Annotated in this window: 15 protein-coding genes, 1 pseudogene and 1 riboswitch; of the genes and pseudogenes, 10 read left to right on the top strand and 6 right to left on the bottom strand. The window is 61.9% G+C overall.

Annotated elements, in window-relative coordinates:
* Positions 1–6: 6 nt before the first annotated feature.
* Both ACIGEK_RS18335 and pbpC read right to left on the bottom strand, forming a co-directional pair.
* Complete coding sequence (locus tag ACIGEK_RS18335) at positions 7–1,035, bottom strand: substrate-binding domain-containing protein (protein WP_397494692.1); 1,029 nt, start codon at positions 1,033–1,035, stop codon at positions 7–9.
* A 93-nt stretch (positions 1,036–1,128) separates the two neighbouring features.
* Positions 1,129–3,453, bottom strand: coding sequence for a peptidoglycan glycosyltransferase PbpC (pbpC, locus tag ACIGEK_RS18330; RefSeq protein WP_397494691.1), 2,325 nt, complete (start codon positions 3,451–3,453; stop codon positions 1,129–1,131).
* A gap of 396 nt (positions 3,454–3,849) precedes the next feature.
* On the opposite strand from pbpC, the gene ACIGEK_RS18325 reads away from it, so the two are divergent.
* Together ACIGEK_RS18325 and ACIGEK_RS18320 are read left to right on the top strand one after the other, a co-directional pair.
* Entirely contained in the window at positions 3,850–5,337 is a 1,488-nt protein-coding gene (locus ACIGEK_RS18325; protein ID WP_397494690.1) for a M4 family metallopeptidase, read from the top strand.
* Positions 5,338–5,491: 154 nt separating this feature from the next.
* The gene (locus tag ACIGEK_RS18320; RefSeq protein ID WP_397494689.1) at positions 5,492–5,785 is read left to right on the top strand and encodes a hypothetical protein; all 294 of its coding nucleotides are present in this window, start codon (positions 5,492–5,494) and stop codon (positions 5,783–5,785) included.
* 248 nt (positions 5,786–6,033) lie between these two features.
* Here ACIGEK_RS18320 and ACIGEK_RS18315 read toward each other — a convergent pair whose 3' ends face one another.
* Entirely contained in the window at positions 6,034–10,956 is a 4,923-nt protein-coding gene (locus tag ACIGEK_RS18315) for an alpha-2-macroglobulin family protein (protein ID WP_397494688.1), read from the bottom strand.
* Between the two features lie 188 nt (positions 10,957–11,144).
* Here ACIGEK_RS18315 and ACIGEK_RS18310 point away from each other — a divergent pair, with 188 nt between their 5' ends.
* The 8 genes and pseudogenes from ACIGEK_RS18310 (at position 11,145) to ACIGEK_RS18275 (ending at position 23,110) form a co-directional block, all read left to right on the top strand.
* On the top strand, positions 11,145–12,515 hold the full coding sequence (locus tag ACIGEK_RS18310) for an MATE family efflux transporter (protein WP_397494893.1): 1,371 nt from the start codon (positions 11,145–11,147) through the stop codon (positions 12,513–12,515).
* Entirely contained in the window at positions 12,502–13,530 is a 1,029-nt protein-coding gene (locus ACIGEK_RS18305) for a sensor domain-containing diguanylate cyclase (RefSeq protein WP_397494687.1), read from the top strand. Before ACIGEK_RS18310 ends, ACIGEK_RS18305 begins: the two co-directional genes overlap by 14 nt.
* 28 nt (positions 13,531–13,558) lie before the next feature.
* Complete coding sequence (locus ACIGEK_RS18300) at positions 13,559–14,014, top strand: DUF2214 family protein (protein WP_397494686.1); 456 nt, start codon at positions 13,559–13,561, stop codon at positions 14,012–14,014.
* Between the two features lie 200 nt (positions 14,015–14,214).
* A complete protein-coding gene (locus ACIGEK_RS18295) occupies positions 14,215–14,460 on the top strand; it encodes an exodeoxyribonuclease VII small subunit (protein ID WP_160016186.1) in 246 nt (81 codons plus the stop codon).
* The gene (ispA, locus tag ACIGEK_RS18290) at positions 14,457–15,344 is read left to right on the top strand and encodes a (2E,6E)-farnesyl diphosphate synthase (protein WP_397494685.1); all 888 of its coding nucleotides are present in this window, start codon (positions 14,457–14,459) and stop codon (positions 15,342–15,344) included. Before ACIGEK_RS18295 ends, ispA begins: the two co-directional genes overlap by 4 nt.
* A 148-nt stretch (positions 15,345–15,492) precedes the next feature.
* Positions 15,493–18,781: pseudogene (locus ACIGEK_RS18285) on the top strand (carboxyl transferase domain-containing protein).
* Between the two features lie 176 nt (positions 18,782–18,957).
* On the top strand, positions 18,958–20,856 hold the full coding sequence (dxs, locus tag ACIGEK_RS18280; protein WP_397494684.1) for a 1-deoxy-D-xylulose-5-phosphate synthase: 1,899 nt from the start codon (positions 18,958–18,960) through the stop codon (positions 20,854–20,856).
* 66 nt (positions 20,857–20,922) lie between these two features.
* Positions 20,923–21,139: riboswitch (cobalamin riboswitch) on the top strand.
* A gap of 99 nt (positions 21,140–21,238) precedes the next feature.
* Positions 21,239–23,110, top strand: coding sequence for a TonB-dependent receptor domain-containing protein (locus tag ACIGEK_RS18275; protein WP_397494683.1), 1,872 nt, complete (start codon positions 21,239–21,241; stop codon positions 23,108–23,110).
* 65 nt (positions 23,111–23,175) lie between these two features.
* On the opposite strand, the gene ACIGEK_RS18270 is transcribed toward ACIGEK_RS18275, so the two are convergent.
* The 3 genes from ACIGEK_RS18270 to ribA are packed head-to-tail and all read right to left on the bottom strand — an operon-like array spanning position 23,176 to position 25,006.
* Positions 23,176–23,973, bottom strand: coding sequence for a cobalamin-binding protein (locus tag ACIGEK_RS18270; RefSeq protein ID WP_397494682.1), 798 nt, complete (start codon positions 23,971–23,973; stop codon positions 23,176–23,178).
* On the bottom strand, positions 23,973–24,389 hold the full coding sequence (locus tag ACIGEK_RS18265; protein WP_397494681.1) for an MFS transporter: 417 nt from the start codon (positions 24,387–24,389) through the stop codon (positions 23,973–23,975). Before ACIGEK_RS18265 ends, ACIGEK_RS18270 begins: the two co-directional genes overlap by 1 nt.
* The gene (gene ribA / locus ACIGEK_RS18260) at positions 24,386–25,006 is read right to left on the bottom strand and encodes a GTP cyclohydrolase II (protein WP_397494680.1); all 621 of its coding nucleotides are present in this window, start codon (positions 25,004–25,006) and stop codon (positions 24,386–24,388) included. The genes ACIGEK_RS18265 and ribA overlap by 4 nt, the downstream gene beginning before the upstream one ends.
* Between the last annotated feature and the right edge of the window lie 70 nt (positions 25,007–25,076).

Below are 25,076 nucleotides of genomic sequence, written 5' to 3'. Positions count from 1 at the left end.
AACCGCTCACTTCACCTGCCGCCATAGCCGCAGATAGGCATCTTCGTGACTGAAGTCCAGCGCGATAGTGAGGTCGTCCGACTCCTGCAACACTTGCGGAGTAATCAACAACGGCGGCGTTACAAACAGGCTCGGCGACTGGCCGGCAAAGGCTCGGTTCAGCTCATCCACCAGCTGCCAGCCCTGCATACCCAGTGGCTCGGCAACCGTGGCGACCTGCTGGGACAACCCTGAATGGATACGCCCCAGCGCCTTGGCTGAGCCATCGCCAGCAGAAATGTTGCGAATGTCCTTACGTCCGAGGGCATTGAGCGGCACGTTGATATGGTCGAAGTACACATCATTGATCGCCAGGGTATGGCTCCACTCTGCGCCGAATCGCCGCTGCAACGAACGCACGCGCTCATCCATGCCCTTGCCGGCACTGGCAATTGGTAGGTCTTCGACGCTCAGTACCTTGCACTGCGTGCACGCCTCCAGGCGTTGCACCATGCGCTCGGTCTTGGCGGTAGCGATGGCAAACTGGCTGTCGGTAAAAATCACCACACCGATCGGCCCGTCACGCATCGCGTACTCGGTAGCCAGGTCGGCCACCTGCAGAGGATCACTGGTGACATTGCTGAACAGCTTGTCCGTTGGCCCCGGACGATCCCCTGCATGCCAACCGACCAAGGCAATCCCACGGTCCTGAAATAGCTCATGCAACTCGCCCAGCGACTCCGGCCCGAAGCCACCCAGTACCAAGCCATCCGGCTTGCGCTCAAACACTTCGGCGGCCAGACGCTTGATCTCCGCCGGATCACCACGGCCATCCACGGCATGCACCCGCCAGCCCAGCAACTTGGCCGCACGCTCAAAGCTGCGGTACACGCCAACCACCCCGCCGTTGCGAAAATCCGCCGCAATAAAACTCACCTGCATGCCACTGCGTGCGGGCGGCGCCTGCTTCGGGCCGGGCCACTCATTTGCCAAGAGCAGCGCGCTGAACAGCAGCCCGCACAGGCAGAAGACGCTTGCGTAGCAATTTTTCGACATCGCCTATCCCTGCGCGACTGGTCGGCACAAGAGTGCGCCGCCCCTTACCTAATAGCGTAGTCACTCATGGCCAGAACAGCCTTGCGTCGCGCGTTAGTCCGACAGGCTGAACTCAACCCGCGCGGTCTGCCCGCTTTCATCCAGCACGCTGAGCTGATATCGCCCATTGCGCGCGAAGGGGTGATTGAACAGCGCATCGGCGCTGGTTTCGGCAATTGGCTGGCCATCGACAAACCACCAGCGCCGACCACTACCGCCCAGGGCCGACAGACGCAACCGCAGTGGTTCTGCGCTGCCCGTCGGGCGGCGCAAACGGTCACCTTCGCGCACGCCGACAATCGACAGCGGCGCGGCGACCGACACGTGCCGCGGCGGACACTGTGGATCAACCGCCGGTAAGCGCGCACTGCGGCGTTCGCGCCGCGGCAACCAGGGTTCCAGAGGCGCGGGCCACAAGGCCAGGCGCTGCGCCGTGGCATCAGCGCAACTGGCATCGACGCGCAGTCCAGCGGCGTTGACCCAGATGGTTTCTTGCAACCCCAGGCCCAGTGGCTGATCCGGCGCTTGCAAGGTCGGCGGCGTGGTGCCATCCAGGGTCCAGGCAAAGCGCTGACGGCGGCAGTTTGGATTGCGGTTATCCATCGGCTGGCCCAACGGCCAACAGATCGCGGCCACGCCCACGCTGGCGGGCTGTGGGTCAATCGGTAAGGCAATCCCACGCTGACTGTCACGATTGACCAGCAGATCATGCACCTGCAGCAGCAATGGCGCAGCCGAGGCCAGGCCGAACTGCCCCGGCACCGGGGTGCCGTCCGGCCGGCCGATCCAGATGCCGATCAAATAGCGCGGTGCCACGCCAATCGCCCAGGCATCGCGAAAGCCGTAACTGGTGCCGGTTTTCCAGGCCAGAGTGGGCCTTTGTACCAGCTGCGCGCGCGGGTCGCGATCCGGCCGCGCTTGACCACTGAGAATGCGCCGCACGATCCACGCCGCGCCAGGCGACAGCAAACGCCGCTCATGCAGCGCATCCTGTGGCTGAAAGCGCAGGCGCGCGGCCTTGCCGCCACGGGCAAAGGAGCTGTAACCGCTGACTAAATCCTCCAACCGACTACCGGCACCACCGAGAATCAGTGCCAGATTAGGCTCGGCCAACGGCGGCAACAGCAGAGGTACACCCGCACTGCGCAACTCACCGGCAAAGCGCTTCGGCCCGTAGGTTTCCAGCAGCTGCACGGCGGGCAGATTGAGTGAGGTGGCGAGGGCTTCGCTGGCGGATACCGCACCACTGAAGCCCGCTGCGAAGTTGCCTGGGCGGTAGTCGCCGTAACGGCGCGGTACATCCTGCAGCAGCGACTCGGAATGGATCAGCCCGTCATCCAGCGCCATGCCATAGAGAAATGGCTTGAGCGTAGAACCCGGTGAGCGCACCGCGCTGATCATGTCGACATGACCGAAGCGCTTGGTATCGCCGATATCCACCGAACCCAGGTAAGCGCGCACCGCCATGCTCGGCTGCTCGACCACCAGAATGGCTGCCGAGGTGCGCTCCGGCAGGCGCGCACGCCAACCCAGCAGCAAGTCTTCCAGGCGGCGCTGCAATGCAGCGTCGAGGGTGGTGCGAATCAGCGGCGGGCTGCTGCGCGTATTCAGCCGCCGCGCCAGTAGCGGAGCCAGACGTGGCTCCTGACGCGGGGCCAGCAGCACCGGTTCCTCCAGCGCATCGTTGATCGCCGACTGCGGCCACACGCCAAAACTGGCCAACCGCTGCAAGACCTTATCCCGCGCCGCCTGAGCCCGTTCGGGGTGGCGATCCGGGCGCAAGCGGCTGGGCGCCTGCGGCAACACCGCGAGCAACGCCGCTTCGGCGCGAGTCAGTTGACGCGGAGACTTGCCCAGATAAGCCCAGCTGGCGGCCGCCACACCTTGCAGCGTGCCACCAAAGGGCGCGCGATTGAGGTACAGGGTTAGGATTTCATCCTTGGACAGATGCCACTCCAACTGCAGCGTGCGCCACAGCTGCTTGAGCTTACCGCTGTAACTGCGCGCATGCGGATCGAGCAACCGCGCCACTTGCATCGACAGCGTGCTACCGCCTGACAACACCCGCCCACCACTGAGGTTCTGCCAGGCCGCGCGCCCCAGGGCCAGCGGGTTAACCCCGGGGTGCTGGTAAAACCAGCGGTCCTCATAGGTCAACAGCGCTTCCAGGTAATAGGGCGATACCTCGCTGGGGCTGACCGGATAACGCCATACACCATCATGGTCAGCAAACCGCCACAACGGCGCACCGTCCTCGGCCAACACCACACGGGCCAGGTCATCGCCCGGTAAAGGCAGCGGAAAAAGCCGGTCGGCCACCACCAGAATCAGCAATAGGCACAGTGGAATAGCCAGCCAGGGGCGGCGCAGAGACCTCACCAGACCAGCACGCGCTGCCACAAACCGACCTGCCCCAGAACGCATAGCGCCTCTCTCAACACACATCCCTGAAGCGCCGCACTATACGCGGCGGCGCCCAAGATTTCTGGCCACCGGTGGCAACTCGAAACCTTGCGCGCAAGTGCTCGACACCATGACAAACATGCCATATCCGCCAAAACATATGAGCAAAAGTACCGCCCTAGAGCTGTTTGCGCCCATTGTTATCTTTTTGCGTCATTTTTTTGATATTCGTATTTTTGACGCCTATACCTTGGGTTCGCTGTTAACGCTTGGCTACCCGCCGCGCCGACAACAGTGAAGAACCGTTATCGCCATCAGGCAACGGGCTACTCACGGAGCCACCCTCTCCGCTTACCCAATGGAGCTACGTCAATGCACAGGAAGATTTTCCCGAAAACCCTGCTACTCGCAGCACTTGTTTCCCCCGCCTGCACCTTCGCGGCTGAACTGATTGATCTCTCAACTCTGCCGACTCGCCCCGGCATCGCCGGTGCCGGCGACATCCATGACGACCTCGGCCTGCAACCAGACGAACTGAACGAAACCTTGAGCGCGCAACTGCCTGGTGGTGCCCAGGTGGTCCGCTATCAACAGTTCTACAAAGGCATACGGGTATGGGGCGAAGCCATCACCGAATTTACCGATGGTAGCCAACCCCTACGCAGTGGCCGCCTGGTCAGCAATATCAGCAGCGACCTGGTCCGCGATGCAACGCCTACATTGAGTGCCAAACAGGCTCTGGATATGGCCAAAAGCCTGAAAGCCAGTGGCCTGCCGAGCGAGAACGAACAGAGTGAACTGGTCGTACGGCTTGATGCGCAGCAGCGCGCACAGTTGGCGTATGTGGTGTCGTTCTTTGTCCCTGGGAGCAAACCATCGCGTCCGTTCTTTATGATCGAAGCCAACAGCGGCGAGCTACTCGATCAATGGGAAGGCATCAACCACGCCCAGGCAACTGGACCAGGCGGGAACCTGAAAAGTGGCCGCTATCTGTATGGAACGGACTACGGGTATCTGTCGGTCAACAAAAAGTGCCAGATGGACAGCGGTAATGTCATTACCGTCAACCTCAACCACAGCCTGAGTAACACCAGTACGACACCCTTCCAGTTCGCCTGCTCATTCAACGATTTCAAGAGCATCAACGGTGCTTTCTCGCCGCTGAACGATGCGCACTACTTCGGTAATGTGGTGTTCCAGATGTATGGCAATTGGTTCGGCGGCCTACGCCCATTACTCAACCGCAAGCTGTATATGAAGGTGCATTACGGCAACGGCTATGAAAATGCCTTCTGGGACGGTCAGGCAATGACCTTCGGCGATGGTCGCAATCGCTTCTACCCACTGGTATCACTGGACGTCTCCGCCCACGAAGTCAGCCATGGCTTTACCGAGTTGCACTCGGGATTGGTCTACAGCAACCAGTCCGGCGGCATCAATGAAGCATTCTCTGATATGGCTGGCGAAGCGGCCGAATACTTTATGAAAGGCAAGAATGACTGGAAGGTCGGCTACGACATCTTCAAAGGTGACGGCGCTTTGCGCTATATGAACCAGCCCAGCCGTGACGGCCGCTCCATTGACCACGCCGAGCAGTACCGCGACGGTATGGATGTACACCACTCAAGCGGGGTGTATAACCGCGCGTTCTACTTGCTTAGCCAGAAAATCGGCTGGAATACCCGCAAGGCTTTTGAAGTGTTCGTCGATGCCAACCGTTTCTATTGGACGGAAACCAGCGACTTCAACCGCGGTGCCTGCGGCGTAATCCAGTCGGCGCAAAACCGTAGCTATGGCTCTGCCGATGCCATTGCGGCCTTTGCCGCAGTGGGTGTTAGCTGTCCAACCCTGCTTAACTGAAACGGGCTACGCCACAAGCCCCTGCCTCGCTGAGGCAGGGGCTTTTCTATTTCCGGTGCTGACGGGTCATGGTCTGTAGCGCTGCCATTTAGCCAAATGACTGGCACACTGGCGCGCAGCAGCAATCAACGCAGAGTCGAGTGGAACGAGAACTATGGGTGTAGAAGGTTTTTTTGAATCTCTGGGCGAGGCGGTCGGCTCGGTGATCCGTTTTATCGTCGAAGGCTTGAGTGGCTTTTTCGGCATGCTCGGTGGGGCGGTCAGCAGCTTTATCACAGGCATGTCCAAGGCTTTGGGGGTAACGCCATCATTGCTCAGCATCGTGGTTCTGATAGCTGGCCTCTGGCTGCTCTACCTCGCCGCACACGCCTTTATCCGCCGTTCGTTCATTACCGGGGTAATCTGGCTGGTGCTGGGGTTGTGGTTGCTCAGTGGTCTGATCAGCTAAGAACCCGTCTACGATCTGCTGCGAGTCGGCCCTGCGGCGTTGAAACAGGCTGTAAGCACACTGGCTAAACAACAAGGCCCGCCAATTTGGCGGGCCTTGTGCGTTCGAAGCACCTGTTTCGGGTCTCGCGAGCTAGAGCGAGACAAGGCAAAAATGGCCGAGGAAGCGGAGTTTACGAGTTGTAAATGAGCATTCCGAGGCCGCTTTTAACGCAGTATCGCCGACGCGCAGCAGATCCGAGACAGGTTCTAGCGCTCTTTGACCACCAAACGCCCCGGACTTTCGCCCAGCGCCTGCCAGTTCGGGCGGTACATCGACTCCACTTGCGGTGGCGGCACGCGGTAACTGCCGGGCGTAACCGCGCGGGCCAGATACAGCAGGTGGGTGGTGTCGTAGCCGTTTACATCCAGCGCCGCGACGTAACGATCACCACGGAACTCCTGGTGCTTGATCGCTGCGTTCTGCATCGACTCACGCCACTCCTTCACCGAGCTGCTGGCATCGTCCAGACTGGCCGAGCTTTGTGCCAGGTTCTGGTTTTCCAGCTCCAGGCCCGCGGGCAGCAGATCGACCACCAAAGCATCCGGCACCCGCTGCTTGGCCGCCACAGCCAGGTGCACCAGCACCAGCTCGCCGCTTTGCAGGTTACTCAGGTCAAGCTTGCGACCATCCATACCCAGGTATTCGCGGTAGATGCTGAGGTTTTCACCTCCCGCCGCAGGCGCCTGGCTTGGGTAGCCGGACAAGGTCAGTTGCTGATACAGCGGCGTATCGCCCGGTTTGTCGGTGGAATTGCTGATGCTCAGCGGCGCAGCCAGATCACTGCCATCAAGCTTGAGGCCCGGCTGGGCATTGCTCAGTTCAAAGGCCAGGCTGCCGCTTTGCAGGTCGGCGCTCCAGTTAGGCTCTGGCTTGCTCAGCAGGTTACGCCCGGCCAGGTACAGCGAATTACGCTCCTGAGTCGACAGCCACTGCTGGCTGGCCACTTCATCGGCGAGGTTGAACAGACGCTCTTCACGGCGATTTTTCGCCAGATCATGCTCTTCCAGCAGCGACAGAATCAGCGCCTGATCACGCAACGGGCTACCGTAATCCGCCAACCAGGTATTGCTCTCGCGCCCACGGGCCAGGCCTGCGGTCAGTAGCTCATCCGAGCGTGGCTGATCACCCATTTTCTGCAGGGCCACGGCCAGGTGCACCAACGGTAAACCGGACAGTGCATCACTGCGTCGCTCATACAGGCTACGCAAGGCACCCAGCGGCGCCTGCTGGCTGCGCGCCAACACGTAACCGGCGTAAGCCTGCACGGCAAAGCGGCTGTGGTTGGCGTTATCGCTGTAGTTGACCTCGATCAGCTGGCGCTCCTGCAAATAGCGCAGCAGACGCTCGTTGGCCTTTTTCAACGCCTCTTCGGGTACGCCGAAGCCTTGCTCGCGAGCACGCAGGAGGAAGTCACTGACATACGCGGTCAACCAGTATTCCTCATCGCTGTCCGCGCCCCACAGGCCGAAGCTGCCGTTGTAACGCTGCATGCTCAGCAAGCGCTCGATGCCAAGCTCGATGGAGCGTTTGCGCTGCTCGTCTGGTTCGGCTTTTACGCCCAGGCGCTTCAGCGTGGCGGCATCTGCGTACAACGACGGATACAAGCCGCTGGTGGTCTGCTCCAGGCAGCCGTATGGATAAGCCTTGAGCGCGCGAATCTGCTCGCCAAGGTTGAGCGGCGGACGGCTGGAAATCGCCAGGCGCGCTTCCAGGCCGGCAGTTTCGAAACGGCTCAGAGCATCGGCTGGCAGCAGCCAGCTGTCACCTTTTAGCACCGCGCGGAAGTGCTGCAGCTGCGCCGGGTAGGCCGGGCGAATGCCCAGGGTCCACTCACGGCTGAACGGCGGTAACTCTTCACCGGGCAGGCTCAAGCCATTCACCTTGACCGTAAAGCGGCCCTGGCCATAACCACCAAGGGCGGTCACCGGGATGCGCAAGATGGTGCGCTGGCCATCGGCCAGGGTGATTGGCGCCATTGCTGCCCCTGGGTTCTGCGCCAGACGTAGCTGGCCTTCGGCACTCAGTTGCACATCCAGCTTCTGCTCGCGCCCAGACAGGTTGCTCAGGTCCAGGGCCAGAGTGGTTTCATCACCACCGGCGAGGAAACGCGGGGCCGACAGCTCGGCGATCAGCGGGGCTGCGACCACCGTTTTGCCTTCGCTCATACCATAAGCGTCATCAGTCCAGGCTTGCGCCATCAGCCGCAGCTCGCCGTTGAAATCGGGGATATTCAGGCTGACTTCGCCTTCACCCTGCTCATTCAGTTTCAGCGGCTCACTCTGCAGGGCGACGATCAGCACGCTGGTATCCGGACGTTTGCCGCCAGCGGCCAGCGCGGCGTCACCACCGAAGGCCAACTTGGCCACACGGCCTTGCCCGGCTTCGATCAGTTGCCCGTAGATATCCAGCTGGTCTGCGCCATAGGCCTTGCGGCCGAAGAAGTTGGCGAATGGATCGGGCGTGGCGTACTCGGTGATATTGAGGATACCGACATCCACCGCGGCCACCAGCACCTGCGCCTGTTTCGGGATGCTGCCATCGGCATTACGCGCCTGTACCTTGACCTTGAGCGGCTGGTTGGGGCGCATTTTCTCGGCGCTGGTCAGGCTCAGTGCAAGTTTGCGCGGCGCGCGATCCAGCGGCAGATGCAGCAAGCCGACCGCGCGTTTTGGCGTGGCGTTGCTCTTGCGCTCGCCGGGGCGAATCACCAGCGCGCTGACATACAGGTCATGCCGCGCCCAATCCTTGGCAATCGGAATGTCGAAAGTCTTACCCTCGGCAGGTACGTCGATCTCTTGCCACCACAGCGGTCCTTCGCTGGACTCCACCATCAGGTAGCCCTTGCCCGCAGACGGTGGGGTAACGGTTACCTGGGCGGTTTCGCCATCGGCGTAAGCCGGTTTATCCAGCGCCAGCTTGACCTGATCCGGTCGCACGGCGCCGCCGTCGGCGTTGTCCTGCCAGCGGTAACCCGCCCAAAACCGCAGGCTGCTGAGCATGCCAGTTTGCGCATCGATCACTTCAAGGCGGTACGGGCCCCACTCCACCGGAAAGCTGATCTTGGCAGTGCCGCCAGCCGCGACTTTGAGGGTTTCTTCGTTGAGGGTGAGGAATTTCTCGGTGTAGTTGTGGCTCCAGCCATCGCTCTCGGAGAAGTTCCAGAAGTAGTCACGGCGCTCACGAATCAGACGCACGCTGAGCTGATCTGCGGCCAGCTTATTGCCCTCGGTGTCGGCCACCAGCACTTCGAACTCAGCCAGGCTGTCGGCATCCACTTCCTCGCCATCAAACAGCCCGCGCACACCGGGCAGACGCTCGGCGGGCCATACGGGTTGAATCACTCGTCGGGTAATTGCACGACCACCAGACTCCTGCAGGCTGGCCTGAAGAATCAAACGCAGCGGCGACTTGGCATCGGCCCAGCGGCTTTCGATATCCAGGCTGGCCTTGCCCTGCTCGTCCAGGCTGGTTTCATCTAGCTCGATGTCCTCGCTCAGTTCTTCTTCAGTGACCGAGCCGAACTGGTAGCCCGGCAGGCTGGCCACCGCCTCACGCAGCGGCCGCACATAGAGCTGACCGCTGAGGCGATTACCCGCCGCCGGCGCGCCGTACAGATAGCGGCCGGTGACCTCGAACTGTGCGTTTTCCGCTGGGGCATAGGGTTCTTCGCTGCCTTTAATTTCCAGTGCCATACGTTCTGGCAGGAAGTCTTCCACAGAGAACTCATACAATTGCGGCTTGCCATCACCCAGCTCAAACAGCAGCTGCCAGCGCCCAGTAGGGGCTTCGTCAGCCAGTTGCAGCTGATACTGATACAGGCCAGCGTCATCGGCCTGCCAAACAAACTTGCGGCTGACCTGTTCGTCCGGGCGGCGCACTTCAACATTCACCGGCTGGGCTTTTACCGCGCGACCATCGGCATCGCGCAGCAGGCCATTGAGCAGTACGGTTTCGCCCGGGCGATAGAGATCACGCGGGCCAAACACGAAGAACTGCAACGGGTGGGCGGCAGGCCCGGCAATATCGAACTCGGCCAGATCCAGCGCCGAGCTGTTCAAGCGCAGCAAGCTGGTCTGCTCGCCTTGATGAGCCAGCAGCACTTCGGCCTTCGGTGGCAGCGGCAGTTCGCTATGGCCGGCGCTGTCGGTCTTGCCTTCGGCCAGCACCTGGCCTTCGCCATTGAGGATTTCCAGGCGTACATCGCCCAGCGCATCGCCGCCTGCCAGGGCCTGAGTGAAGACATCGATACGGTTCTGGTAGCGCCGCGCGGACAAGCCGATATCACTCAGGGTGAACAACGTGGCCGGCTGCGAATAGTTGTAGCTGCCGGCTTCACGCATTACTGCCAGGTAAACGCCGGGCTGCTTGAACGGTTCCAGGCCGGCAATCGGCAGCAGCAGGGTTTCGCGGGTGTTGCGCGCAGGGTTCAGGTCGAAGCGGCCACCGTAGACCAGATCGGCCATCGGCAGCAGGCTGCGGGCTTCCCAGTTATCCAGATTGCTCGAGCGGCCCCAGCGGTTAAGGAAGGCCGGCAACGATTCGGGCTTGATGCGGAAGAACTCAACATTCACCTTGTCGACGTTCAGCGCGATCACCGGCAGACCTTCGGCCAGGCGCGTGGGCAGCAAGGAGCCACGGCTGGCGAAGCCAACACTGGCCTGCAGGTCGCGAGTTTCCAGGCGGGTGACCTGCTCGGCGGCGAGGCTCTTGCCATTCAGCCCGAGCAGACCGGCATCCACGGTCAGCACCAGCTTGCGCTGCGGCTCCAGGTGGCGCAGGCGCACTTCCATCAGGTTGTCCGTCAGTTCCCAGGCACCATCGACCTTGCCGTCTTTGCTATCGACCAGGTGCAGGCGCTCGGCGAGTTTCTGCTCGGGGTCAAGCGGCACCGAGAAGCTGACAGACAGTGTGCTGGCACCTTCCAGCTGCACTTCCGAGACATCCACCACGGTCAGTTCGCGACCGGCGTAACGTTCGGCCAGCGCCTTGCGGTCGACCGCCGGCTTGGCTGCCTCGCTACTGACGGGAGTCGCTTGGGTCGCCGTTACTTCGGCAGGCCCAGGGGTGGATGAATCACAGGCGCTGAGCAGGCTCAGGACAAGTGCCAGAAGCAGTCCATTCTTCGGCATTGCGGGCTCCAACAAGGGTAGGTGCAGAGGCCTGACACTATAGTCGAGGCGCTAACCGACCACTAAGCATGCGCACGCAAAATTGCTGGGCAGCGCACGCCAGCCGATCAGTGTTTAATAACCCGCCTGTGACACGCGCCCGCGCATTTCGTTGCAGTTATCGCCAATCAAGTTTGAGAGTGCAGTTGATAAACGCCATACGTGACGCCTGGCAGCATGCGCCCACCCATAAACGGGTGTGGGCGCTGGCTGCGCCGATGATCCTTAGCAATATCTCAGTGCCGCTGGTCGCACTGGTCGACAGCGCAGTGATCGGCCATTTGCCGCATGCCCATCAACTGGCGGCCGTAGCCGTTGGTAGCAGCCTCTACACCCTGCTGGCCTGGACGGTGGGATTCCTGCGGATGGGCACTACCGGCTTCAGCGCCCAAGCGGCCGGACGCGGTGATGGCGGCGCACTGCGCCAGGTGTTGCTGCAAGGCCTGCTGCTCGGCGTGCTTCTGGCGGTGCTGCTGATCAGCCTGGCGATTCCGCTGAGTGACGCCGCACTCGGGTTGATGAATCCTTCTGCACAACTCGACGGGCTGGCGCGTAGCTATTTGCATATCCGCCTACTCGGTCTACCCGCCGCGCTGACCACTTATGCCTTGGTCGGCTGGCTACTCGGCACGCAAAACGCCCGGGGCCCACTGGCCATTTTGCTGACCACCAACCTGCTGAATGTCACGCTTGATCTATGGTTTGTCCTCGGCCTGGAATGGGGCGTGGCCGGCGCGGCCTGGGCCTCGGTGATTGCCGAATGGAGCGGTGTACTGCTCGGGTTGTACCTGGCCCGCCGCGCCCTGCGCGCCTATGCCGGCACGCTGGACTGGGCAGCCCTGCGTCGCTGGCTGAACTGGCGACCGCTGCTGGCCGTTAACCGCGACATTTTCATCCGCACCCTGGCCCTGCAAGCCGTGTTTTTTCTGATCACTATGCAGGGCGCACGCCTCGGCGATGCCACCGTGGCAGCCAATGCGCTGCTCCTCAACGGTCTGTTATTGACCGCCCACGCCCTTGATGGCTTGGCCCATGCGCTGGAAGCGTTGTGCGGCCATGCCCTCGGGGCCCGTGATCGCCGGGCGTTGCGCCGCACGTTGATCGTCGCGGGGGGCTGGTCGCTGCTCGCCAGCCTGGCGTTTGCCCTGTTCTTTATGCTCGGCGGGCACTGGTTTATCGAGCTACAAACCAGCATTAATGTGGTGCGAGAGACCGCATTCACCTACCTGCCATACCTCGCCCTACTGCCGTTGATTGCGGTGTGGAGCTACCTGCTCGACGGCCTGTTTATAGGTGCCACGCGCGCCCGTGAAATGCGCGATGCCATGCTCCTGGCCCTGCTACTCAGCCTGCCGCTGGCCTGGGCGCTACAACCGCTCGGCAACCAGGGCTTATGGCTGGCTTTCCTATGTTTTATGGGGCTGCGCAGTCTGTGCCTGGGTGGCTATGCTTACCGCCTGACCCGTGCAGACCAATGGTTCGCCCCCAGCCAATCAGGAGCAACCCATGCTCATCCCTGAAATGCCCCACGATGAAGTTCTGCGCCAACAGATCCTCGATGATAGCGAGCTGATCGACACGCCAGCAGACCCTTACCTGGATACCCTGGTGAAGGTGGTGCGCGAGGTCTTCGCAGTTAAAACCGTACTGGTCAGCCTGATCGACCATGACCGCCAGTGGTTCAAATCGCGCATCGGCCTGGAGATCACCGAAACGCCGCGCACCATTTCCTTCTGCGCTCACGCCATTCTCGGCACCCGCCCGCTGGTGGTCGAAGACACTTACAACGACCTGCGCTTTCACGACAATCCCGTGGTGCTCAACAACCCGCATATCCGCTTCTATGCCGGACAGCCGTTGTTCTCTCAGGAGGGGCAGCCGCTGGGCACCCTGTGCATGATCGATCCAGCCCCGCGACAGCTGACGGACAAACAACTGCGCCTGTTTATCGACATGGCCGTGCTGGTCGAGGGCTACCTCAAGCTGCGTCACATCAGCGAGCAGACCGCGCAGCTGCGCGCGGCGCTGAGCCGTGAACAGCGCAAGACCATGCTCGACCCATTAACCCAGCTGTGGAACCGCGCGGGCCTCAACCACTTTCTGCCCAAGCAGCAGGAACAGGCCGACGACCTCGGCCTGCAGCTCGGCGTGCTGTTCTGCGACCTGGATTACTTCAAGAAGGTCAACGACAGTCACGGCCATGCCGCTGGCGATCAGGTGCTATGGGAAACCGCGCGACGGATCAGCGCAGCCGTGCGCCCGCAAGATGTGGTGACGCGCAGCGGTGGCGAGGAGTTCGTGGTGCTGCTGCAGGTACACGACCAGCATGAATTGCTGCAGATCGCCGAGCGCATTCGTAGCGCCCTGAACAAGGAGCCGGTGACCATCGACGAGCTGCAACTCAACCTGACCATCAGCATCGGCGCAGCCCTGCGCAACCCTCTGGAGCTCCCGACAGCCACTCTGAACCGCGCTGACCAGGCGCTGTATCAGGCCAAAGGCAACGGCCGCAACCGGGTCGAACTCGCCAGCTAACTAATCAACCACGTGAAGGGACTCCTGCATGGGTCAAGCAATTGCCGCGTACCTGCATTACCTGTCGATCTTTCTGCTATTCGCCCTGCTCAGCATCGAGCATGTGCAATTCAAACTGCCGCTGGACCTGCGCCGCGCACGCAGCCTGATCATCACCGACATCGCTTATGGCATCTGCGCCGGCGTGGTGCTGTTTACCGGCTTGGCACGGGTGCTCTGGTACGGCAAAGGCCTGGACTATTACCTGAGCAACAGCCTGTTTCACGCCAAAGTCGGTCTATTCATTCTGGTTGGGCTGATTTCCGCGGTACCGACCTTTGTATTCCTCAACTGGCGCAACAGCTTAAAGGCCGGCGAAGTGCCGCAAGTCAGCGCAGCCAAGGCGCGCCTGGTGATCACGGTGATTCGCCTGGAACTGGCGCTTCTTCTCGCCATCCCATTACTAGCGGTACTGATGGCACGCGGTTATGGCGTGATCGGATGACAGCCGAGCGGGCTACCAACCCGGAGGGAAGCGCTTGAGCCGCGAACGTCTGCATGAATGCAGGAGGTTGGACGAAGCAGGCGCCATAGCGAAAGCCCCTCCCGGTAAGCCCGCATGCCGCCCGCTGATTTGCCCGCCAGGCCCTGCTCTGCTAGTGTCGCGCCGGTCCCGATTCCCCGATCTACCCCGAGATATCCGCCATGGCCGCCCGCAAAAAAGCCGCGCTCGACTTCGAGCAATCCCTGACCGATCTGCAAAACCTGGTCGAACGTCTGGAAAACGGCGAGCTGTCGCTGGAAGACTCGCTGACCGCCTTCGAGCAAGGCGTGCGCCTGACCCGCGATTGCCAGACCGCCCTGGCCCAGGCCGAACAGAAAGTGCAAATACTGATGGAGCGCGACGGCGAGCTGGAGGAAGCCCCCTTCGACGCGGATCAGCAGGCATGATTGCGGCCTACCAGAGCAGCTGCCAAAGCCGCGTCGATGCCGCCCTGGAAAACCTCCTGAGCAGCCCACGCCCGGAGCTGGAACGCCTCTATGCCGCCATGCGCTACAGCCTGTTCAATGGCGGCAAACGCGTGCGCCCGCTCCTGGCCTACGCCGCCTGCGAAGCCCTCGGCGGTGAGCCTGAGCGCGCCAATGCCGCAGCCTGCGCGGTGGAACTGATCCACGCCTACTCTCTGGTCCACGACGATCTACCGGCGATGGACGATGACGACCTGCGCCGCGGCCAGCCCACTACCCATATCGCCTTCGATGAAGCCTGTGCGATTCTCGCCGGCGATGGCCTGCAAAGCCTGGCCTTTGAAGTACTCGCCGACGCTACGCATAACCCGCATGACGCCGACCTGCGCCTGGCCATGCTCAGTGCCCTGACTCGCGCCGCCGGCCCGGCGGGGATGGTCGGCGGTCAGGCCATCGACCTCGGTTCGGTGGGCCAGCAGCTCGACCAGAACGCCTTGGAAATCATGCACCGGCACAAGACCGGCGCCTTGATCGAAGCCAGCGTACAACTAGGCGCCTTGGCCAGCGGTCAGGCGGACGAACACGCGTTGAAAGCCCTGCACGCTTATGCCCGTGCCATCGGCCTGGCGTTTCAGGTGCAGGACGACATCCTCGACGTGGAAAGTGACACCGCCACCTTGGGCAAGACTCAGGGCAAGGACCAGGCCCACGACAAACCCACCTATCCAGCATTGCTCGGCCTTGACGCAGCCAAGGCCTATGCTCTGGAGCTCCGCGATCAAGCCCTGCACGCCCTGCGCCCGTTCGACCAGGCCGCTGAGCCGCTGCGAGACCTGGCGCGCTATATCGTCGAACGCCGCAGCTAAGCCTGCGTAATCCCCATCGCGGGCAAGCCCGCGATCACCCCGCCCCTTATCACCCACATCAATAGCCCAACCCTCAGCCGCTAAGGCTTGGTTTACCTCGCGCGCAGAGCGCCTAAGATGGCTCGCAGAATAAAAATCTGGAGCCACCATGCCCTTTACCACCGCGCCCTTCGCCGCTCTGCTAATCGCCAACCGTGGCGAAATCGCCATCCGTATCGCCCGCGCCGCCAGTGAACTGGGCATCCGCTCTGTGGCGGTGTACGCCGAAGATGACGCAGCCTCCTTGCATGTGCGCCAAGCTGATAGCGCCGTCGCCCTCAACGGCCGTGGCGTAGCGGCCTATCTGGGCATGGATCAGCTGATCGCCATCGCCCAAGCCGAGGGCTGCGATGCCGTGCACCCGGGTTACGGCTTTCTCGCGGAAAACGCCGAGTTCGCCCGCCGCTGCCAGGCCGCCGGTTTGTGTTTTGTTGGCCCCAGCAGCGAGGTTCTGCAGCTGTTTGGCGACAAGGCAGCGGCGCGGGAATTAGCCGAACGCTGCGCGGTGCCGATGGTGGCGGGGGTTAATCGACCAATCAGCCTTGCCGAAGCCCACGGGTTCTTCACCGAACATGGCGCGGTAATGCTTAAAGCCCTGGCCGGCGGTGGTGGCCGCGGTATGCGCCCAGTGTTGCGAGCCGATGAACTGGACGAAGCCTTTGCCCGCTGCCAATCGGAAGCCCGCGCTGCATTCGGGAATGACGCGCTGTATATCGAGCAATTGGTCAGCCAGGCCCGGCATATCGAAATACAGGTACTGGGCGATGCCAGCGGCGCGGTCAGCCACTTGTGGGAGCGCGACTGCAGCCTGCAACGCCGCCAGCAGAAGCTGGTGGAGATCGCCCCCCAGCCCGGACCTACCCGCCGCCACCCGCGAGCGCATGATCACCTGCGCGCTAAAGCTGGCCGGAGCGGCAAAGTACCAAGGCCTGGGCACCTTCGAGTTTTTGCTGGATGCCGAGCGGCCCGAGCGCTTCTACTTTATGGAGGCCAACCCGCGCATTCAGGTCGAACACACCGTCACCGAGCAGGTCACCGGTGTTGACCTGCTGCACACCCAGCTCAAGCTCGCCGCCGGTCAGTCACTCGCCAACCTCGGCCTGCTGCAGCCGCCGCCCGTCAATGGCTGCGCCGTGCAGCTGCGTATCAACCTGGAAAGCATGAACACCGATGGCAGCACGCGTCCGGCCGCCGGCACTCTGAGCGCCTACCAACCGCCCAGCGGCCCTGGCCTGCGCGTGGATGGTTACGGCTACGCCGGCTATCCGGTCAGCCCCAGCTACGACTCGCTGCTGGCCAAGCTGATCGTCCACGCGCCGGACTTCCCCAGCGCCCTGCGACGCTCCTACCGCGCGCTATGCGAGTTCCGCCTGGAGGGTGTGGCGAACAACCTGCACCTGCTGCAAAACCTGCTGCGTTTACCGCAAGTGGCGAGTTATCAACTGACCACGCGCTTTGTCGAAAGCCACCTGAGCGAGCTGCTGGCAGCGCAGCCCCAAGCCCATCCGCATCACTTCTTTGCCGATACTCAGGCAACTAGCCAAGCCAGCAATCAAGTACAAGACACACCGCCGGGCTGCCTGCCGTTGCAAACCCACAGCACCGGCGTGGTGGTCAGCCTGGAGGTGGCCGAGGGCGATGCCGTCGCGGTCGGCCAGAGCATCGCCGTGCTGGAAGCAATGAAGATGGAATTCGTGGTTAGCGCCAGCCACAGCGGCATCGTCCGCCAACTGGCGGTGCAGATCGGCAGCGCATTGAATGAAGGCCAAGCGCTGCTGTTTATCGAACCCGCCGAGGTCGATGCCGCCAACCAGCAAAACGAACAAAGCCTGGACCTGGAGCATATTCGTGCGGACCTGGCCGAGGTGCTTGAGCGCCATGCCGTGACCCGTGACGAACGCCGCCCGCAGGCCGTGGCCAAGCGGCGCAAAACCGGCCAGCGCACGGTGCGCGAGAACCTTGCCGAGCTGCTGGATGACGGCAGCTTCAGCGAATACGGCGCTCTGGCGATTGCCGCGCAACGCCGCCGACGCTCGCTGGAGGAGCTGATCGAACAAAGCCCTGCCGATGGCCTGGTCGCCGGCATCGGCACGGTCAACGCGGAGACATTCGGCAGCGAAGCCGCGCGCTGCATGGCCATCGCCTACGACTACACGGTATTCGCCGGCACCCAAGGCGTGATGAACCACAAGAAGACCGACCGCATGCTCGGCCTCGCCGCGCAGTGGCGTTTGCCGCTGGTGCTGTTTGCCGAAGGTGGCGGCGGTCGCCCCGGCGATACCGATTTCGTCGGCGTGGCCGGGCTGGACTGCCACACCTTTGTCGGCATGGCCAAACTCTCCGGCCTGGTGCCGCTGGTCGGCGTAGTGTCTGGGCGCTGCTTTGCCGGTAATGCCGCCCTGCTCGGTTGCTGTGATGTGATTATCGCCACCGAGAACGCCACCATCGGCATGGCCGGCCCGGCGATGATCGAAGGCGGCGGCCTGGGCAGCTTCAAACCGGAACAGGTCGGCCCAGTCAGCGTGCAGGGGCCCAATGGGGTCATCGATGTGTTGGTGGCGGATGAAACCGAGGCCGTGCAGGTCGCCAAGCAATACCTGAGCTACTTCCAGGGCCCGCTCAGCGACTGGCAATGCGCCGATCAGCGCGAGCTGCGGCATGTCATCCCTGAGAACCGCCTGCGCGTGTATGACATCCGCCAGGTCATCGCCACCCTGGCCGACCGCGACTCGGTACTGGAACTGCGCCGCCAGCTTGCCCCGGGGCTGATCACCGCATTTATCCGCATTGAAGGTAAACCCTTCGGCTTGCTGGCCAACAATCCCGCGCACTTGGGTGGTGCCATCGACGCAGTGGCCGGCGACAAAGCCGCGCGCTTTATGCAGCTGTGCGATGCCTTCGATATCCCGCTGCTGTCGCTGTGCGACACGCCCGGTTTTATGGTAGGCCCCGAGGCAGAAAAACAGGCCACGGTGCGCCACGTGTCGCGCATGTTCGTTGCCGCCGCCAGCCTGACGGTGCCGTTTTTCACCGTGGTGCTGCGCAAGGGTTATGGCCTCGGCGCGCAAGCCATGGCCGCCGGCAGCTTCCATTCGCCGCTGTTTACTATCGCCTGGCCCAGTGCCGAGTTTGGTGCGATGGGCCTAGAAGGTGCCGTGCGTCTGGGTTTTGCCAAGGAGCTGGCGGCTATCGAAGAGCCCGACGCGCGCCAGCAGCTGTTCGACAAGCTGGTGGCCAAGGCTTACCAGAACGGCAAGGGCATCAATATGGCCAGCTTTCTGGAGATCGATGCGGTCATCGACCCGGTGGAAACCCGCGCCTGGCTGCTACGCGGGCTAAATGCCGCACCCCGCTCCGCGCCTCGCGAAGGCAAGAAGCGCACAGTGGATACCTGGTAGAGGGCAGCAATCCGTAGGCTGGGTGACAGCCCTTCACCGTGCCCGATGGGTTAGCACCTATGCAGCCCCATCCGTCCTACGAATTCATTGGTTGCGGCCTGGCCGAAGCATGTTTGGGCAGTTTCCGGCGCATCGGGTAAACTGCCGCATCTTTTACACCTATAACGATCTGCCTGATGCCGACGACCTTCCACGAGATTCCCCGTGAGCGCCCGCTGACGCCCATTCTAGACCGCGCCAATACGCCGGACGAGCTGCGCCGCCTGGGCGAAGCCGAGCTGGAAACCCTGGCCGACGAGCTACGCGAATACCTGCTGTATACGGTCGGGCAGACGGGCGGGCATTTCGGCGCAGGTCTGGGCGTGATCGAACTGACCGTAGCCCTGCATTACGTCTTCGACACCCCGGACGACCGCCTGGTATGGGACGTCGGCCATCAGGCCTATCCGCACAAGATCCTCACTGGCCGCCGCGAGCAGATGGGCAGCCTGCGGCAGAAGGATGGCATCGCCGCCTTCCCGCGCCGCTCAGAAAGCGAATACGACACCTTCGGCGTTGGCCACTCCAGCACCAGCATTAGCGCGGCCCTGGGCATGGCCATTGCCGCGCGCATTCAGGGCAGCAAACGCAAGGCCGTGGCAGTCATCGGCGACGGCGCCCTGACCGCCGGCATGGCCTTCGAGGCGCTGAACCACGCCAGCGACGTCAGCGCCAACATGCTGGTGATCCTCAACGACAACGACATGTCGATCTCCAAGAACGTTGGCGGCCTGTCCAACTACCTGGCCAAAATCCTCTCTAGCCGCACTTACGCCAGCATGCGCGAGGGCAGCAAGAAGATCCTCTCGCGCCTGCCAGGCGCCTGGGAGATCGCGCGCAAGACCGAAGAACATGCCAAAGGCATGTTGGTGCCCGGTACCCTGTTCGAAGAGCTGGGCTGGAACTATATCGGCCCGATCGACGGTCACGACCTGCCGACTTTGCTCGCCACCCTGCGTAATATGCGCGACCTCGACGGCCCGCAGTTTCTGCATGTGGTAACCAAGAAGGGCAAGGGCTTTGCCCCAGCCGAAGCTGACCCGATTGGCTATCACGCGATCACCAAGCTGGAGCCGATCAACGCGCCAGCAGCGCAACCCAAGCAAGCCTCTGGGCCGAAATACTCCAGCGTATTTGGCCAATGGCTGTGCGATATGGCCGCGGCAGACCCGCGCCTGGTCGGCATTACTCCGGCAATGAAGGAAGGCTCGGATCTGGTGGCGTTCAGTGAGCGTTATCCCGAGCGCTATTTCGACGTGGCCATCGCCGAACAACACGCCGTAACCCTGGCCGCCGGCATGGCCTGCGATGGCGCCAAGCCCGTAGTGGCGATCTACTCGACCTTCCTGCAGCGCGCCTATGACCAGCTGATCCACGATGTGGCGGTGCAGCACCTTGATGTGCTGTTCGCCATCGACCGCGCGGGCCTGGTCGGCGAAGACGGCCCGACCCACGCCGGTAGCTTCGATATTTCCTACCTGCGCTGCATCCCCGGCATGCTGGTGATGACGCCGAGCGATGAAAACGAGCTGCGCCGCATGCTTACCACCGGCCACTTGTTCGACGGTCCGGCGGCGGTGCGCTACCCGCGCGGCAGTGGCCCTAATGCGGCTATCGAAGCAAGCTTGAAGCCACTGGAAATCGGCAAAGGCATCGTCCGCCGCCAAGGCAGCAAAGTCGCCTTGCTGGTATTCGGCGTACAACTGAGCGAAGCACTTAAGGTCGGTGAAAGCCTGGATGCAACGGTCGTGGATATGCGCTTTGTCAAACCCTTGGACGAGACCTTGGTGCGCCAACTGGCAGCCAGTCACGAGTTGCTGGTGACGATTGAAGAGAACTGTGTGATGGGCGGTGCCGGCAGTGCGGTCAACGAATTCCTCGCCCACGCGGGTATCCTCAAGCCAATGCTGAATCTGGGCCTGCCGGACTACTACGTCGAGCACGCCAAACCAGCGCAGATGCTTGCCGAATGCGGTCTGGATGCACCCGCTATAGAAGCAGCCATCCGCGCGCGCCTCGCCAGCCTTCCAGCATGAATACCGCTCATCCAGAGCTGAGTCAGACTTGCTTGTAATTCATCCAACCGCGCATTAAGGTGCGCGGCGTTTTACTTCTGCCAAGGTTCGCCACTTCCGAAAGAAGCGGCGTTAAACGGGAAGCCGGTGCGCTCATGAAGAGCCAACCCGGTACTGCCCCCGCAACGGTAATCGACCACAGATCAGGATCTGTACGCCGCCTCACGCGCCACTGGGTCATTCCGGGAAGGCGAGGCCGCGCTAGTCGAGAGTCCGGAGACCGGCCTTGCTGGATGTGACTGGTGTTGCGGAGGGCATCACCGTCAAGCTCAGGCTGCGTCCGCGCGCCCGTTCTTGCACCTGCCCTTCTCAAAAGCCGTTCGACCTTTTGAGGATTCTCTACGTGAAATTGTCCCGCCTTGCCCTGGCTGTGGCGCTGCTGCCGCTGACTGCCCATGCTGACCCACTCGAAGTGCAGCCACTGGTTGTGACCTCCGGGCGACATGCCGAACCGATCAAGCAGGCGACCGCCGCAACCACGGTATTTACCCGCAAGGACATCGAACGCCTGCAAGTGCGCAGCGTGGCAGAGCTGCTTGAGCGGGTGCCCGGCGTCAGCGTCAGCCGTACCGGCGGCGCGGGCAGCCAGACCGGCCTATTCGTGCGTGGCACCTCAACTGCGCAAACCCTGGTTTTGGTAGACGGCCAACGCATCTCTGCCGCGTCCAGCGGCACCAGCAGCCTGGAATTTCTCAGCCCGGAGCAGATCGAACGCGTTGAAGTCGTACGCGGCGCACGCTCGGCGCTGTATGGCTCGGATGCCATCGGTGGCGTCGTGCAGATTTTCACCCGTCAAGGCAGCGGTGATGGACTCAAGCCCTATGTGCGCTTTGGCGCCGGCAGCAATCAGACCTTCGAGCGTAGCCTTGGCGTGTCCGGCGGTGACGCGCAAACCCGCTTCAGCCTGGGAGCGGCTCTCGATGAAACCCAAGGGATTGATGCCACACGCGATAACTTCGGCGCCAACGGCGATAACGATGCCTACCGCAATAAATCGCTGAGCCTGAACCTCTCGCACCGATTCAATGACGATCTGAAAATCGGCTTCAGCGCCATCGACCAACGCGGCCAGGCCGAGTTCGAAGACATCTTCAGCACCTCACTGCCCAGCACAGACTTCCAGCTCAGCAGCCTGTCCAGCTACATCGATGCCAACTTCAGCGAAGTCTGGAATAGCCGCCTGGAAATTGGCCACAGCGAAGATAAGCGCGACACCGGTAACGACCAGCCTCAGGCCAGCGCTGACTCGTTCTACAGCTTCAACACCTATCGCGACTCGGCCAATTGGGTAAACACCCTGACTCTCAACGAGCGACACCAAGTGCTGCTGGGCGCCGACTGGTATGAAGATCGTCTGCGTAGTAACACGGACTTTGTCGAGGACTCGCGCTGGAATCAGGCGGCATTTATTCAGCACCGCTACAACGCCGAATACTTCTCGACCGAACTGGGTCTGCGCCATGACAAAAACCAGCAGTTCGGCAGCGAGAACAGCTGGAACGCCGCGTTGACTGTGCCATTCAACAACGACAACGATTTGATTCTGTCCTACAGCGAAGGCTTTCGCGCACCGACCTTCAACGACCTGTACTACCCCGACTTCTGTTTCGGCGGCTTTTGCTCAGCAAGCGCTAACCCCGACCTAAAGCCAGAAACGTCGAAAAGCTACGAAGCCCAGTGGCGCAGCCGCTACAGCGAAAGCGGCGCGCTGGAACTATCGCTGTATCGTATCGACCTGCAGGACGCGATTGTTCTCGACCAGAACTTTATTCCGCAGAACGTGCAGACCGCTCGCATCAATGGCTTCGAGGCAGCCATAAAACAGGAGCTGTATGGCTGGCAGGGCAACCTCGCACTCGCACTGATCGATCCACGGGATCGCGACACTGGCCACACCCTCGCACGCCGCGCCAAGCGCACGCTGAGCCTGGACTTGGATCGCCCCTTCGGTGAGTTTGCAGTAGGAGCCAGTTGGCGCGCGGTCAGTGGCCGCTATGACGATGCCGACAACACCCGTGAGCTGAGCGGTTACGGCCTGCTTAGCCTGCGCGGAAAATGGCAGGCTACCGAGGAAGTGGCCTTCGACCTGAAACTGAACAACCTGTTCGATAAGGATTATGCCGAGGCGACTTACAGCACAACTAACGGACGCTTCGGCTACAACAATGAAGGCCGCACCGCGTTGTTTGCTGTGACCTGGACACCTCAGCTTTGAGCCATCAACCAAACGCTCAATAGACTGACCCCAAGACAGAACCCCGCCATAGCGCGGGGGTTTTCTTAGTGAGCGCGGCTCAACACCTCACATAACCGCTCCACCGCCGCCAGCATCTGAAAGCTCGGCCGCTCCAGGCCTGCATCCGGTACCCGCCACAGTTGCTTACGCTCGACTGCGACCACGCCAGGCCAGATGCGCCAGGCATCCAACTGCTCCTGCGTGCCAGCCAGGATCACCTCGGGGTTCGCTTGCAACACCGCCTCGACGCTGACCTGCGGCGCAGGCAAGGTGAGCTCGGCAAAGATATTCTCGGCACCGCAGATACTCAGGGCGTCGCTGATAATCTGCTGGCCGCCGATGGTGTACAGCGGCGTATCCCAGACCTGATAGAACAGGCGCAATGGCTGTTCACGCTGATAGCGCTGACGCAGCGCGGCCAGCCCGCTATTGAATTGCTGACGCAGTTGCTGGCCCTGATCGGCACGGCCGACACGCGTGCCGATTTCGATGAAGTTCTCAGCCAGGTCAGCCAGCTTGCGTGGCTCAACAACCAGCAGGGGAATACCCATACGTTGCAGCTGCTGACGTTGCGCACGGCTGATGCTGTCAGGCCAGAGCAGCACCAGATCGGGCTGCAGTTCGAGCAAGCTTTCCAGCTCAAGCTGGCCATACCGGCCAACAGAGGGTAGTTGGGCCACAGCTGCCGGACGCTCACCGCCATCGAGCAAGCCGACCAGCAGATTGCCGGCGTCCAATTCCAGCATGATTTCAGTCAGGGAAGGTGCCAGAGTCACCACCCGCTCGACCGCAGCGGCAGGCAATGCCAGCAACAACAGCAGGCAGAGGGTGATGGCGCGCATCAGCCGAGTTGGCGAGGAATGCGGTAGAGGTACAACAGAACGATGCTGGAAATCGCCAGGAGAATCAGCGGAATCGCCTCCAGGCCGGCGAATACCGCGACGGCGGCAATCCAGGCCGGCAACGCTGCACCGAGAAAGGCCAGGCGACGCACACGCGCCAACTCCAGCCAGGCATCGTGCTCATCTGCGGTATCAAGGGCTTTTTCGGTAGCCACCAGTGCACGTTTGTAGGCGCTGAACAGCGGCAGGCTGACAAACATCGAGGCCAGCCCGGCGATAAACAGTGGCATGGTCAGCAGGCCGGTTTTCTGCTCGGCACCAAACAGCAGGTTGAGCACAAACAAAGGGGCCAGGGTCACAGCCAGCTGACGCCACCACTCCAGCGCCAGTCGACGACGCACTTGACCGCGCGTCACAGGCTTTCCTCAACCTCGCCCTGGTGCAGACTGCCGAGCATATGCCCGAGCTTGCCGGCCTTGGTCGCGAGGTATTTTTTGTTATGCGGGTTGTGATCGATCTGCAGCGGCACACGGGTCGCCACCTTGATGCCCATATCGCCCAGCGCCTTGACCTTGCGCGGGTTATTGGTCATCAGCTTAAGTTGGCTGACACCCAGGTGGTCAAGCATCGGCAAGCAGATCGCGTAGTCACGCTGATCGGCGCCAAAGCCCAGGCGTTCGTTGGCCTCAACGGTATCGGCGCCGCCATCCTGCAACTCATAGGCGCGGATCTTGTTCAGCAAGCCGATGCCACGACCTTCCTGGCGCAGGTAAAGCAACACGCCACGGCCCTCATTGGCAATCGCGCGCAGCGCCGCTTCAAGCTGGAAACCGCAGTCGCAACGCAGGCTGAACAACGCATCGCCGGTCAGGCATTCAGAGTGCAAACGGCCCAGCACGGGCGCGCCATCGGCCACATCGCCAAAAGTCAGGGCAACATGTTCCTTGCCAGTGGCTTGCTCAAGGAAGCCATGCATGGTGAATACACCAAAGGGCGTAGGCAGTTGGGAGGCGGCGACAAACACGACGGACACCGGATGCTCCTAAAGAAATGGGCAGGGAAATCAGGTAGGCATTGTAACAGCAGGCCCCGACAGCCGCTTA

It is taken from the genome of Pseudomonas sp. NPDC079086 (assembly GCF_044542155.1).
GTDB lineage: Bacteria > Pseudomonadota > Gammaproteobacteria > Pseudomonadales > Pseudomonadaceae > Aquipseudomonas.
The sequence above is the reverse complement of the archived record's forward strand: the minus strand, read 5'-3'. Positions and strand labels throughout refer to the sequence as shown.

Coding starts and splice junctions, on each gene's coding strand:
- ACIGEK_RS18325 (WP_397494690.1), top strand. CDS start 3,850: ATGCACAGGAAGATTTTCCCGAAAACCCTGCTACTCGCAGCACTTGTT.
- ispA (WP_397494685.1), top strand. CDS start 14,457: ATGATTGCGGCCTACCAGAGCAGCTGCCAAAGCCGCGTCGATGCCGCC.
- dxs (WP_397494684.1), top strand. CDS start 18,958: ATGCCGACGACCTTCCACGAGATTCCCCGTGAGCGCCCGCTGACGCCC.
- ACIGEK_RS18305 (WP_397494687.1), top strand. CDS start 12,502: ATGCTCATCCCTGAAATGCCCCACGATGAAGTTCTGCGCCAACAGATC.
- ACIGEK_RS18315 (WP_397494688.1), bottom strand. CDS start 10,956: ATGCCGAAGAATGGACTGCTTCTGGCACTTGTCCTGAGCCTGCTCAGC.
- ACIGEK_RS18320 (WP_397494689.1), top strand. CDS start 5,492: ATGGGTGTAGAAGGTTTTTTTGAATCTCTGGGCGAGGCGGTCGGCTCG.
- ACIGEK_RS18295 (WP_160016186.1), top strand. CDS start 14,215: ATGGCCGCCCGCAAAAAAGCCGCGCTCGACTTCGAGCAATCCCTGACC.
- ACIGEK_RS18300 (WP_397494686.1), top strand. CDS start 13,559: ATGGGTCAAGCAATTGCCGCGTACCTGCATTACCTGTCGATCTTTCTG.
- ACIGEK_RS18270 (WP_397494682.1), bottom strand. CDS start 23,973: ATGCGCGCCATCACCCTCTGCCTGCTGTTGTTGCTGGCATTGCCTGCC.
- ACIGEK_RS18335 (WP_397494692.1), bottom strand. CDS start 1,035: ATGTCGAAAAATTGCTACGCAAGCGTCTTCTGCCTGTGCGGGCTGCTG.